Annotated in this window: 13 protein-coding genes; 4 read left to right on the plus strand and 9 right to left on the minus strand. The window is 56.1% G+C overall.

All coding sequences use genetic code 11. The annotated features are described in order from the left end of the window. Window positions 1-29: 29 nt before the first annotated feature. The 5 genes from lysS to xerD form a co-directional block, all read right to left on the minus strand. A complete protein-coding gene (lysS, locus tag FHC48_RS19135; RefSeq protein WP_021242046.1) occupies window positions 30-1,547 on the minus strand; it encodes a lysine--tRNA ligase in 1,518 nt (505 codons plus the stop codon). A gap of 9 nt (window positions 1,548-1,556) precedes the next feature. Further along, window positions 1,557-2,655, minus strand: a protein-coding gene (gene prfB / locus FHC48_RS19140) for a peptide chain release factor 2 (RefSeq protein ID WP_095908218.1) whose coding sequence is annotated in 2 segments (ribosomal slippage) — window positions 1,557-2,579 and window positions 2,581-2,655 — 1,098 coding nt in all. Because the reading frame shifts where the segments join, the coding sequence is not laid out codon by codon here. Window positions 2,656-2,745: 90 nt separating this feature from the next. After that, window positions 2,746-4,479, minus strand: a complete 1,734-nt coding sequence (recJ, locus tag FHC48_RS19145) for a single-stranded-DNA-specific exonuclease RecJ (protein WP_008499707.1) — start codon at window positions 4,477-4,479, stop codon at window positions 2,746-2,748. A 5-nt stretch (window positions 4,480-4,484) separates the two neighbouring features. Continuing rightward, a complete protein-coding gene (gene dsbC, locus FHC48_RS19150; RefSeq protein WP_008499708.1) occupies window positions 4,485-5,198 on the minus strand; it encodes a bifunctional protein-disulfide isomerase/oxidoreductase DsbC in 714 nt (237 codons plus the stop codon). 28 nt (window positions 5,199-5,226) lie between these two features. Continuing rightward, the gene (xerD, locus tag FHC48_RS19155) at window positions 5,227-6,123 is read right to left on the minus strand and encodes a site-specific tyrosine recombinase XerD (protein WP_059364526.1); all 897 of its coding nucleotides are present in this window, start codon (window positions 6,121-6,123) and stop codon (window positions 5,227-5,229) included. A gap of 102 nt (window positions 6,124-6,225) precedes the next feature. Here xerD and fldB point away from each other — a divergent pair, with 102 nt between their 5' ends. After that, window positions 6,226-6,747 (plus strand): flavodoxin FldB, encoded by a 522-nt coding sequence (fldB, locus tag FHC48_RS19160; protein ID WP_008499710.1) that lies wholly within the window; start codon window positions 6,226-6,228, stop codon window positions 6,745-6,747. 6 nt (window positions 6,748-6,753) lie between these two features. On the opposite strand, the gene FHC48_RS19165 is transcribed toward fldB, so the two are convergent. Together FHC48_RS19165 and sdhE are read right to left on the minus strand one after the other, a co-directional pair. Further along, entirely contained in the window at window positions 6,754-7,164 is a 411-nt protein-coding gene (locus FHC48_RS19165; RefSeq protein WP_023326024.1) for a protein YgfX, read from the minus strand. Next, on the minus strand, window positions 7,145-7,411 hold the full coding sequence (gene sdhE, locus FHC48_RS19170; RefSeq protein WP_006178375.1) for an FAD assembly factor SdhE: 267 nt from the start codon (window positions 7,409-7,411) through the stop codon (window positions 7,145-7,147). Before sdhE ends, FHC48_RS19165 begins: the two co-directional genes overlap by 20 nt. A 294-nt stretch (window positions 7,412-7,705) precedes the next feature. Between sdhE and ygfZ the strand changes: the two genes are divergently transcribed. Continuing rightward, window positions 7,706-8,686, plus strand: a complete 981-nt coding sequence (gene ygfZ, locus FHC48_RS19175; protein ID WP_047745992.1) for a tRNA-modifying protein YgfZ — start codon at window positions 7,706-7,708, stop codon at window positions 8,684-8,686. Between the two features lie 84 nt (window positions 8,687-8,770). Here ygfZ and FHC48_RS19180 read toward each other — a convergent pair whose 3' ends face one another. Beyond that, complete coding sequence (locus tag FHC48_RS19180; protein ID WP_021242052.1) at window positions 8,771-9,430, minus strand: hemolysin III family protein; 660 nt, start codon at window positions 9,428-9,430, stop codon at window positions 8,771-8,773. Between the two features lie 265 nt (window positions 9,431-9,695). Between FHC48_RS19180 and FHC48_RS19185 the strand changes: the two genes are divergently transcribed. Together FHC48_RS19185 and bglA are read left to right on the plus strand one after the other, a co-directional pair. Continuing rightward, window positions 9,696-10,427 (plus strand): MurR/RpiR family transcriptional regulator, encoded by a 732-nt coding sequence (locus FHC48_RS19185; protein WP_059364524.1) that lies wholly within the window; start codon window positions 9,696-9,698, stop codon window positions 10,425-10,427. A 116-nt stretch (window positions 10,428-10,543) separates the two neighbouring features. After that, window positions 10,544-11,977 (plus strand): 6-phospho-beta-glucosidase BglA, encoded by a 1,434-nt coding sequence (gene bglA / locus FHC48_RS19190; RefSeq protein WP_023294510.1) that lies wholly within the window; start codon window positions 10,544-10,546, stop codon window positions 11,975-11,977. A 65-nt stretch (window positions 11,978-12,042) separates the two neighbouring features. Here the strand turns inward: bglA and FHC48_RS19195 are convergent, their stop codons facing one another. Next, window positions 12,043-12,786 (minus strand): SDR family oxidoreductase, encoded by a 744-nt coding sequence (locus FHC48_RS19195; RefSeq protein WP_021242055.1) that lies wholly within the window; start codon window positions 12,784-12,786, stop codon window positions 12,043-12,045. Window positions 12,787-12,850: the final 64 nt, after the last annotated feature.

The following is a 12,850-nucleotide window of genomic DNA, read 5'->3' on the forward strand; positions in this document are numbered from 1 at the left end:
TTTCGGGGCTTTTTTTACATCTTAACGTCTTACTTGACCGGGCGCATCGCCGGGAACAGGATCACGTCACGGATGGTGTGGCTGTTGGTGAACAGCATCACCATACGGTCGATACCAATCCCCAGACCCGCCGTTGGTGGCAGACCGTGTTCCAGCGCGGTCACGTAGTCTTCGTCGAAGAACATCGCTTCGTCGTCGCCTGCCGCTTTCGCGTCAACCTGGTCCTGGAAACGCTGAGCCTGGTCTTCCGCATCGTTCAGCTCGCTGAAGCCGTTACCGATTTCACGGCCGCCGATGAAGAATTCGAAGCGGTCAGTGATTTCCGGGTTCTGGTCATTACGACGCGCCAGAGGAGAGACTTCCGCCGGGTATTCGGTGATGAAGGTCGGCTGAATCAGGTGCGCTTCGGCCACTTCTTCGAAGATCTCTGTCACGATACGGCCCAGACCCCAGCTCTTCTCAACCTTGATACCGATGCTTTCCGCGATCGCTTTCGCAGAATCGAAGTTATCCAGATCCGCCATGTTGGTTTCCGGACGGTACTTCTTGATCGCTTCGCGCATGGTCAGTTTTTCGAACGGCTTGCCGAAGTCGAAGACTTCTTCACCGTAAGGGACCTGCGTGGTGCCCAGAATATCCTGCGCAAGGGTACGGAACAGAGATTCGGTCAGCTCGATCAGATCTTTGTAATCCGCATACGCCATGTAGAGTTCCATCATGGTGAACTCTGGGTTATGACGAACGGAGATCCCTTCGTTACGGAAGTTACGGTTGATCTCGAACACGCGGTCAAAACCACCAACCACCAGACGCTTCAGGTACAGTTCCGGCGCGATACGCAGGTACATGTCCAGGTCCAGGGCGTTGTGATGGGTGATGAACGGACGCGCAGACGCGCCGCCAGGGATCACCTGCATCATCGGGGTTTCCACTTCCATAAAGTCGCGGTTGACCATGAACTGGCGGATACCGGCCATGATCTGGGAGCGAATTTTAAAGGTCTTGCGGGATTCATCGTTAGAGATGAGATCCAGGTAGCGCTGACGATAGCGCGCTTCCTGATCCTGCAGGCCGTGGAATTTGTCCGGCAGCGGGCGCAGGGCTTTGGTCAGCAGACGCAGCTCGGTGCAGTGGATAGAAAGTTCACCGGTCTTGGTTTTGAACAGTTTACCTTTCGCGCCCAGGATATCGCCCAGGTCCCACTTCTTGAACTGCTCGTTGTAGATGCCTTCCGGAAGATCGTCACGGGAAACGTACAGCTGAATGCGGCCGCCAACGTCCTGCAGGGTCACGAAGGAGGCTTTACCCATGATACGACGGGTCATCATGCGGCCTGCAACGGCCACTTCAACGTTCAGCGCTTCCAGCTCTTCGTTCTCTTTAGCATCGAAGTCAGCGTGCAGTTGGTCTGAGGTGTGGTCACGACGAAAATCGTTCGGGAACGGCACGCCCTGCTCGCGCAGCGCTGCCAGCTTCTCGCGGCGGGTTTTCAGTTCGTTGTTAAGATCGACTACCGCGTCAGCGCCCTGTGCTTGTTGTTCAGACATGTTGGTTCCTCATAACCCTGCTTTCAAACTTGCTTCGATAAATTGGTCCAGGCTGCCGTCCAGCACCGCCTGCGTGTTGCGGGTTTCAACCCCGGTACGCAGGTCTTTGATGCGGGAGTCATCAAGGACGTAAGAACGGATCTGGCTGCCCCAGCCGATGTCAGACTTGTTGTCTTCCATCGCCTGTTTCTCAGCATTTTTCTTCTGCATCTCCAGCTCATAAAGCTTCGCTTTCATCTGCTTCATGGCCTGGTCTTTGTTCTTATGCTGGGAACGGTCATTCTGGCATTGCGTGACCAGCCCGGTTGGAATGTGGGTAATACGCACCGCCGATTCCGTACGGTTAACGTGCTGACCACCCGCGCCGGATGCGCGATACACGTCGATACGCAGGTCCGCCGGGTTAATTTCGATATCGATATCTTCATCAACTTCCGGGTAAACGAACGCGGAGCTGAAGGAGGTATGACGACGGCCGCCGGAGTCAAACGGGCTCTTACGCACCAGGCGGTGAACGCCGGTTTCAGTGCGCAGCCAGCCGTAGGCGTAATCACCGATGATCTTGATGGTGACGGATTTAATACCGGCCACTTCACCTTCAGACTCTTCGATAATTTCGGTTTTGAAGCCGCGCGCTTCGGCCCAGCGCAGATACATACGCATCAGCATGCTGGCCCAGTCCTGCGCTTCGGTACCACCAGAACCTGCCTGAATATCAAGATAGCAGTCAGCGCTGTCGTATTCGCCGGAGAACATGCGACGGAATTCAAGCTGCGCCAGCTTCTCTTCCAGCACGTCGAGTTCTGCCACGGCTTCGTTAAAGGTCTCTTCGTCGTCGGCTTCGACGGCCAGCTCCAGCAAACCGGAAACATCTTCCAGCCCCTGGGCCATTTGATCCAGCGTATCTACGATAGCTTCGAGAGAGGAACGCTCTTTACCCAGCGCCTGTGCGCGTTCAGGTTCGTTCCAGACGTCCGGCTGTTCCAGCTCGGCGTTTACTTCTTCAAGACGCTCTTTCTTGGCATCGTAGTCAAAGATACCCCCTAAGAACGTCAGAGCGCTCCGTGAGGTCCTGAATACGGTTTTTTACCGGATTAATTTCAAACATGGTCTGTTTTCTTTTATGGACTTGTCAAAATGCGGTGATAAGAGCGGGATTGTACCGAATCCACGCCCTTTTTTATAGAGATTACTGCCGCTAAATTGGCCAGATATTGTCGATGATGATCTGAAGGGTGCGGTTGCCGCGAAACTCGTTGATGTCCAGTTTGTACGCCAGCTCGACCTCGCGCACGCCGTTGTCCGGCCATACCGCCGTGTCAACGTTAAAGGCAATGCCGTCCAGCAGCGGGCCGCCGCCGACCGGCTCAACCATCACCTTCAGATGACGTTCGCCGACGATGCGCTGCTGCAGCAGGCGGAAACGGCCATCGAACAGCGGCTCCGGGAACATCTGCCCCCATGGACCGGCATCGCGGAGCATTTGCGCCACGTCCATCGTCATCTCAAGCGGTGAGAGCTCGCCGTCGGACACCACTTCCCCCTGCAGCAGGGCCGGGTCAATCCAGTCGGTGACCAGCTCGCCGAACAGGCGCTGAAACTCGTCGAATTTCGCCTCTTCCAGCGACAGGCCTGCCGCCATCGCATGGCCGCCGAACTTGATCATCAGGCCCGGATACAGCGTATCGAGACGCTCCAGCGCGTCGCGCATGTGCAGACCCTGAATCGAGCGGCCAGAGCCTTTCAGCGTGCCGTCGCCCGCGGGGGCGAACGCAATCACCGGGCGGTGGAAGCGCTCTTTAATGCGCGACGCCAGAATGCCGACCACGCCCTGATGCCACTCGGGATGGTACATCGCCAGGCCGCCCGGCAGCGTGTCGCCGCTGCGCTCCAGTTTTTCGCACAGGGTCAGCGCTTCGGCCTGCATTCCCTGCTCAATCTCTTTACGGGTCTGGTTCAGGGCGTCCAGCTCGTTGGCCAGCACGCGCGCCTCACCGAGGTTGTCGCACAGCAGCAGCGCGACGCCAACGGACATATCGTCCAGTCTTCCGGCCGCGTTCAGGCGCGGCCCGAGCGCAAAGCCCAAATCGCTTGCCGCCAGCTTGAGCGGGTCGCGGTTGGCAATTTCCAGCAGCGCCTTGATCCCCGGACGGCACTTGCCCGCCCGGATACGGCTCAAGCCCTGCCAGGTCAAAATACGGTTATTGGTATCGAGCGGCACCACGTCAGCGACGGTACCCAGCGCCACCAGATCGAGATATTCGGCCAGGTTCGGTGCGGCAATACCGCGGGAGTCGAACCAGCCCTTGTCGCGTAACAGGGTACGCAGCGCCAGCATCAGATAAAACGCCACGCCTACGCCCGCGAGGGATTTCGACGGAAAATCACAGTCGCGCAGATTGGGGTTAATAATCGCGTCGGCGGCAGGCAGCGTTTCACCGGGGAGATGGTGATCGGTAACCAGCACCGGGATCCCCAGCGCGTGGGCATGATCGACCCCCGCATGGGAAGAGATCCCGTTATCGACGGTCATGATCATCTGCGCACCGCGGGCGTGGGCCTGATCGACCACTTCCGGGCTGAGTCCGTAGCCGTCCTCAAAACGGTTCGGCACCAGATACGTGACGTTATCGCAGCCCAGCGCGCGCAGGCTGAGCACGCTCAGCGCGGTGCTGGTTGCGCCGTCGGCATCGAAATCCCCTACTACCACAATACGCGTGTTCTCACGCAGGGCGTTGTAGAGCATTTCAGTGGCTTTTTCGATGCCGTTCAGCTGCTGCCAGGGCAGCATCCCTTTTACGCTACGTTCAAGATCCTCAGCACGACGCACGCCGCGGCTGGCGTAGAGGCGCTTCAGCAGCGGCGGGAGATCGTCCGGCAAATCAATCGGTTCAACCGCCTCGCGGCGGCGCAATTTTATCGGGGCTTTCACGCGGATTATTTACCACTAACCTGTTTCTGGTGCGCGTCGAGGAACTCTTTCATCTCTTTTGGTCCCTGATAGCCCGGAACGACGTACCCGTTGCTCAGGACAATCGCTGGCGTACCGCTCACGCCAAACTGCACGCCCAGCGCGTAGTGGTTAGCGATATCAATGTCGCAGGAGGCCGGCTTAACGCCTTTGCCGTTCATCGCGTCGTCAAACGCTTTGTTGCGGTCTTTTGCACACCAGATCGCCTTCATATCCTGCTCCGGCTGGCTCTGCACGCCCGCGCGCGGGAAAGCCAGGTAACGCACGGTAATACCCAGCGCGTTGTAGTCTTTCATCTCTTCATGCAGCTTGTGGCAGTAGCCGCAGGTGATATCGGTGAAGACGGTAATAACGTGTTTTTCCTGCGCCGCCTTATAGACGATCATCTCTTTCTCGAGCGCGTTCAGGTTTTTCATCAGCAGCTGGTTGGTCACGTTGACCGGCTGCGCGCCGCTCACGTCGTACATCGGCCCCTGAATAATGTGTTTGCCGTCTTCGGTGACGTACAGCACGCCGCTGTTGGTCAGTACCGTTTTCATCCCGGCGACCGGTGCTGGCTGAATATCGCTGCCGGTGACGCCAAGCTTAGCGAGCGACTGTTTGATAGCGGCGTCGTCAGCATGGGCGAAACCGGTGAATGAGGCTGCCAGCAGGGTGAACAGCGCGAAACTCTTTTTCATAGTTGATCCTGTTACAATTCGTCGGCACTCACGCACGAGGGTGGTGCTGTTGGTGTAGCTGCCGCAGGCGTTCCGTCGCGACATGGGTGTAAATTTGCGTCGTGGAAAGATCGCTATGTCCCAGCAGCATCTGCACCACGCGTAAATCCGCGCCGTGGTTGAGCAGATGCGTCGCGAAGGCATGACGCAATACGTGCGGCGAAAGCTTTTCACTGTCGATACCGGCCAGTGTGGCGTAATGCTTAATGCGATGCCAGAACGTTTGCCGCGTCATCTGCTGTGCGCGCTGGCTCGGAAACAGAACGTCGATAGACGCGCCGTTGAGCAGCCACGGGCGACCGTGCTCCAGATACGTTTCCAGCCAGTAAACCGCCTCTTCGCCCAGCGGAACCAGCCTTTCCTTGTTTCCTTTACCGATGACGCGCACCACGCCCTGACGCAGGCTGATGTCGCTCATCGTCAGGCCAACCAGCTCCGAAACGCGCAGGCCGGTAGCATACAATAGCTCAAGCATGGCTTTATCGCGTAACTCCAGCGGCAGGTCAACAGCCGGTGACTGTAATAATCTCTCAACTTGTGCTTCGCTGAGATCTTTCGGCAGCCGCTGCGGGAGCTTAGGGGATGCCAGCCGCGCGCTGGGATCGTCTTCGCGGATCTTCTCACGGTAGAGATGCTGGAACAGCCGACGCATGGCGCTGAGCAAGCGTGCAGAGCTGGTGGCTTTGTATCCCCCTTCTACACGTTCACCGAGCAGCGCCTGCAGGTCGTCGCTTTGCGCGCTCGCCAGCGAGAGCTGCCGACGGGCCAGCCACTCCACCAGCATGGTAAGATCGCGCCGGTAGGCGCTGAGCGTATTCTCGGCCAGATTTTTTTCCAGCCACAGCGCGTCGAGAAACTGTTCAACGAGTGCGAGATCCTTTTCCACATCAGCCCCTTTGATTCTGCAGTCAGGCCATTATGCCTGATTGTGACCGGTTTCTGGTACACTACGCGCAAAGTCAAAGCATGAATTGAGATAAGTTACGCGATGAATATTGGTCTGTTCTATGGTTCCAGCACCTGCTACACCGAAATGGCGGCAGAGAAAATTCGCGACATCATTGGCCCGGAACTGGTGACGTTGCATAACCTGAAAGATGACGCGGTCGCGCTGATGGAACAGTACGATGTGCTGATCCTGGGCATCCCAACCTGGGATTTTGGTGAGATACAGGAAGACTGGGAAGCCATCTGGGATCAACTCGATTCAGTCAATCTCGACGGCAAGATCATTGCCATGTACGGCATGGGAGATCAGCTGGGTTACGGGGAATGGTTCCTGGACGCGCTCGGCATGCTGCACGACAAGCTGGCGCCGAAAGGGGTGTCGTTCATCGGCTACTGGCCAACCGAAGGTTACGAGTTCACCAGTAAAAAACCGATTATTGCCGACGGCGAGCTGTTTGTTGGGCTCGCGCTGGATGAAACCAACCAGTACGATCTTAGCGATGAACGTCTGCAAACCTGGTGCGAGCAGATCCTGGGCGAAATGGCAGAAAAGTTTAGCTAACGCGTATTACCCCTGCGTCGTCTGCTGCAACAGCATCCGGCGCAGGTCTCGCCACTCGGCAGCATCCATACTGTCAGCCGCCAGCCAAAGATGCTGGCAACGCCCGCCGTCCACCTTGCGTAGCCGTAACATCATGCCGCAGTTGAGCATCCAGGGCATACCGAGAATATCCCACTCTTTTCCCTGCCAGCGCAGGCGGGAATCCATCAGTAACTTGATCTCTCCCTGACGGGCATTAATGCGACGCTGGCTGCGTACGCTGTCAAAAACGACAAACGAAAGTAGCAGCAGCCACAGCGGCGTATAGCTCAGCGGCCACGGCATCAGTAACACAATGGCCGCAACCAGGCCGTGGAGCAATAAAGACATCCACTGCGAGCGCCACGAGACGCGAAGATCAGATTGCCACAGGACCACGTTCCCGATTCCGTGTTTGAATTAATTGCACCATCCGTTGCAACTCGGTGTCGGCGGGTTTGCCGTGGTTCATCAGCCAGTTGAATAAATCCGGATCGTCAGACTCAAGCAGGCGAACAAACAGACGCTTATCGTCGTCGCTTAAGGTGTCATACTCATATTCGAAGAAAGGCATGATGGAAATATCAAGTTCACGCATGCCGCGACGGCACGCCCAGTGAATACGGGCCTTGTTGTTAATATCCATGTTCAGTTTCCTGCATTACGTTTGGCACAGTCGGTACCCCATTCGGTGTTCTTTATTTCTCTACGGGGACACAAGCTAGTGTAACGTGTTTTTGACCGTTTCATTACTGGAATATTGCGATCAACGAGCAGGCTTCCAGAATAATCCCTACAAAGACAGCGGATTACACTATTTTGCGTGGCGCTACGCAGAACCGGTTTATGGCACAAATGGCCTGTTGAAAGCGCTTGCATTGCCTGCAGGCTCTTTTACCATTAGGCATTATCAAAGCGTTAAGCAATTCAGGATATCGTTATGGCCTTTACACCATTTTCTCCTCGCCAGCCCGCCGCCTCTGCGCGTCTGCCGCTGACGCTTATTTCTCTTGATGACTGGGCGCTGGCAACGCTCACCGGTGCCGACGCCGAAAAATATCTGCAGGGCCAGGTGACCGCCGACGTCAGCCAGATGACCGAACACCAGCACCTGCTGGCCGCCCATTGCGACCCAAAAGGCAAAATGTGGAGCAACCTGCGTCTGTTCCGCCGTCAGGACGGCTTTGCCTTTATTGAGCGCCGCAGCCTGCGAGACGCCCAGCTCAAAGAACTGAAAAAATACGCGGTCTTTTCCAAAGTCACCATTGCCGCAGACGACGAACATGTCCTGCTGGGTGTGGCCGGCTTCCAGGCGCGTGCGGCGCTGAAAAACCTGTTCAGCGAACTGCCGGATGCCGAAAAGCCGCTCGTCAGCGAAGGCGCCACCTCAATCCTGTGGTTTGAACATCCGGCGGAGCGTTTCCTGTTAGTCACGGATGCGGCAACTGCCGAACGCGTGACCGAAGCGCTGCGCGGCGAAGCGCAGCTTAACAACAGCCAGCAGTGGCTGGCGCTGAACATCGAAGCGGGTCTGCCGATCATTGACGCTGCAAACAGCGCGCAGTTTATTCCTCAGGCAACGAACTTACAGGCGCTGGGCGGCATCAGCTTTAAAAAAGGCTGCTACACCGGCCAGGAGATGGTCGCGCGTGCGAAATTCCGCGGGGCAAACAAACGCGCGCTGTGGACGCTGGCGGGACATGCCAGCCGCGTCCCTGAAGCGGGTGAAGATTTAGAGCTGAAGATGGGTGAAAACTGGCGCCGTACCGGCACCGTATTAGCCGCCGTACAGCTGGATGATGGACGTCTTCTGGTGCAGGCCGTTATGAACAACGACATGGAAGCGGACAGCGTGTTCCGCGTGCGTGACGATGTGAACACGCTGAGCATCGAGCCGCTGCCGTATTCTCTGGAAGAGTGATGCTGTATCGCCCGGTGGCGCTGCGCTTACCGGGCCTACTTATCCCGTAGGTCGGGTAAGGCGAAGCCGCCACCCGACGAAAAACTACACCTGCCCCACGTACAAATAAATCGCCAAAAAGTGGCACACGCTGCCGCCCAGCACGAAGCCGTGCCAGATGGCATGGTTGTAGGGAATGCGCTTGCAGACGTAGAAAATGACGCCGAGCGAATACACCACGCCGCCTAAGGCCAGAAGCGTCACGCCCCCAATCGACAGTTTGATTGCCAGCTGGTACACCACGATCAGCGACAGCCAGCCCATGGTCAGATAGGTGACCAGCGACAGCACCTTAAACCGGTGCGCGATGGTGAGCTTAAACAGGATCCCGAGCAGCGCCAGGCTCCAGATAACGATCATCAGCCCGCGCGACAGCGGTGAGTTGAGCCCCACCAGCAGAAACGGCGTGTAGGTACCTGCAATGAGAAGGTAGATAGCGCAGTGGTCAAATTTCTTGAGCCACATCTTGGCCCGCTGATGCGGGATCGCGTGATACAGCGTCGAGGCCAGAAACAGCAGGATCATGCTCCCGCCATAGAGGCTGTAGCTGGTAATCGCCATCGCGCTGGCATTGGCGTCTACCGCCTGCACCAGCAATAACACTAAACCGACAATCCCAAACACCAGGCCAATGCCGTGGCTGATGCTGTTGGCTATTTCCTCAGCCAGCGAATATCCCTGTGCGATTAATGGTCTACTCACCATACAAAACTCCGGGAAAACAAAAGATGATTATTCATCGCATCACTATGCTAACTGAGAATGATTCCAGTGAACACCTGTTAGCTAAAATAATTTCACATCAGAATTTATGACTATAAATCATAGGCATAAATAAATTTTTCACCTAACATTTGTTCACATTAAAATTTAACCATTAAAAATCAAGAGCATAAAAATGGATCCTGTCGTCAGGCCCCATGTTATGATGAATACATCAGGTCTGAATAAGAGTTATGCCACTGTGAGTATGTTCACCCACTCCGCCATTGCCAGTCTCAATAACCTGGAGATGATGGTTTACAACTATGTCATTAAAAACCGTGACAAAGTCATGTACATGACCATCCGCGAGCTGGCGGATGCGGCGGGTGTCTCGACGACCACTATCCTGCGCTTTTGCCGCAAGCTTAACTGCGAAGGCTACTCGGAGTTTCGCGTTCGCTTTAAGCTTTATCTTGAACAAAACGAGCCCCAGCAGGCGAATTTCGGCACCAGCGAAATAATCAGCTTCTTTAAAAGCGTAAATAATGAAGAGTTCGACGCGTTATTAGATAGTGCGGTCGATATTATTTTATCGTCGGAACGCATTATATTTGTCGGCGCAGGAACGTCAGGCTCGCTGGCAAAATATGGCGCACGTTTCTTTTCTAATATCGGAAAATTCAGTAACCATATTGATGACCCTTATTTCCCGGTCACCAATGACATGGCGAAAAATGCGCTGGCGATTGTGCTCTCCGTCTCGGGTGAGACCGAGGAGATCCTGCGCTTCGCCAGCCAGTTTAGCCTGCATCACTGCAAGGTGCTTTCCATTACCAGCCACGAGCACTCGCGCCTCGCAAAACTGGCGGACTTTAATCTCTCCTGGCACGTTCCCCAGACGCGTATTGCAGGCGTCTACGATATCACCACGCAAATTCCCGTTATCTATATTCTGGAATCTCTCGGCCGTAAGCTGGCGAAGAAACTTGCAGAATAAAACATCCTGTTTTTTTGATGTGACAAATCACATTATGCCCAATTTGTTATATCGTGACATTTAATTTCGCTTTGCTAGACTCGATGCCAATAAGCCATTTATTGAGAATAGCAGCGATGAAAAAATTGACCTTACCAAAAGATTTTTTATGGGGTGGCGCGGTTGCCGCTCACCAGGTTGAAGGCGGCTGGAACAAAGGCGGCAAAGGGCCAAGCATTTGCGACGTATTAACCGGCGGCGCACACGGCGTGCCACGCGAAATCACGCAGGACGTGGTGCCGGGAAAATACTATCCCAACCATGAGGCGATTGATTTCCACGGCCATTACAAGGAAGACATCAAGCTGTTTGCCGAGATGGGCTTCAAGTGTTTCCGCACCTCTATTGCCTGGACGCGTATCTTCCCGAACGGTGACGAAACGCAGCCAAACGAAGAAGGGCTTAAGTTCTACGACGACATGTTCGATGAGCTGCTGAAATACAACATCGAACCGGTGATCACCCTCTCCCACTTCGAAATGCCGCTGCACCTGGTGAAGGAGTACGGCAGCTGGACCAACCGTAAAGTGGTCGATTTCTTTGTGCGCTTCGCGGAAGTGGTCTTCGAGCGCTACAAAAACAAGGTCAAATACTGGATGACCTTCAACGAAATCAACAACCAGCGCAACTGGCGCGCCCCGCTGTTCGGCTACTGCTGCTCGGGCGTGGTCTATACGGAACATGAAAATCCGGAAGAGACCATGTACCAGGTCCTGCACCACCAGTTTGTGGCCAGCGCCCTGGCGGTGAAAGCCGCGCGCCGCATCAACCCGGAGATGAAAGTCGGCTGCATGCTGGCGATGGTGGCGCTCTATCCGTTCTCCTGCAAACCGGAAGACGTGATGTTCGCCCAGGAGTCCATGCGCGAGCGCTACGTCTTTACCGACGTCCAGCTGCGCGGCTACTACCCGTCCTACGTGCTGAACGAATGGGAGCGTCGTGGCTTCTCCATCAAAATGGAAGCGGGTGACGAGCAGATCCTGCGCGAAGGCACCTGCGACTACCTGGGCTTCAGCTACTACATGACCAACGCGGTGAAGGCGGAAGGCGGCACCGGCGATGCCATTTCCGGTTTCGAAGGCAGCGTGCCGAACCCGCACGTGAAGGCCTCCGACTGGGGCTGGCAGATTGACCCGGTGGGCCTGCGCTATTCTCTGTGCGAACTGTACGAGCGTTACCAGAAGCCGCTGTTTATCGTTGAAAACGGCTTCGGTGCCTACGACAAGGTGGAAGAAGACGGCAGCATCAACGATGACTATCGCATCGACTACCTGCGTGCCCACGTGGAGGAGATGATCAAAGCCGTCACCCACGATGGCGTCGATCTGATGGGCTATACGCCATGGGGCTGTATCGACTGCGTGTCGTTCACCACCGGCCAGTACAGCAAGCGCTACGGCTTTATCTACGTGAACAAGCACGACGACGGCACGGGCGACATGTCGCGTTCCCGCAAGAAGAGCTTCGAGTGGTATAAAGGCGTGATTGCCAGCAACGGCGAGGCGCTGTGATTTTTTGCCCGGTGGCACTGCGCTTACCGGGCCTACACGAATAGGAGGCCGGGCCGCCACCCGGCTTATTTCCCGCCCGCTAACTCAATAAAACTCCCCGTCACGTACGACGCCTTTTCGCTCAGCAGCCAGACAATCGCCTGGGCGACCTCTTCCGGCTGGCCGCCGCGCTGCATCGGCAGTAACGCTTTCACGCGGTCCACTCGCCCCGGTTCTCCGCCCGAAGCATGAATATCGGTATAGATCAGGCCCGGACGGACGCAGTTGACGCGAATGCCCTGCGCCGCCACCTCCAGCGACAGCCCCGTTGTCAGCGAATCCACCGCCCCCTTGGACGCGGCGTAATCCACATATTCCCCCGGCGCGCCCAGGCGCGACGCTGCGGAAGAGACATTCACTATCGCCCCGCCCTTGCCGCCATGTTTGAAGGACATGCGTTTTACCGCTTCCCGGCAGCAGAGGAAGTAGCCCGTGACGTTGGTCGCCAGGACGCGGTTAATGCGCTCGGCGGAGAGATTCTCAATGGTGGATTGCTCAAACAGAATCCCCGCATTATTGACCAGCGCGGTCAGCGGCTCGCCTTCACGATCGAGGCTGTCAAACATCGCCAGCACCTGAGCTTCATCACTGATGTCTGCCCGAACGGCAAAGGCTTTACCGCCCGCCTCAACAATCTGGTTGATCACGTCCGTTGCGGCCTTAATGTTGTGATGATAGTTCACCGCCACGGTGTAGCCTTCGCGGGCCAGCTGCAGCGCAGTGGCCTTCCCAATGCCCCGGCTGGCGCCGGTCACAAGTGCAATGCCCATTTTCTTCTCCCAATAAAAAAGCCGGGTGGCGGCTTCGCCTTACCCGGCCTACGTTACTACATCA

Origin of the sequence: Enterobacter sp. EC_50 (assembly GCF_019584525.1) — a bacterium.
GTDB lineage: Bacteria > Pseudomonadota > Gammaproteobacteria > Enterobacterales > Enterobacteriaceae > Enterobacter > Enterobacter roggenkampii.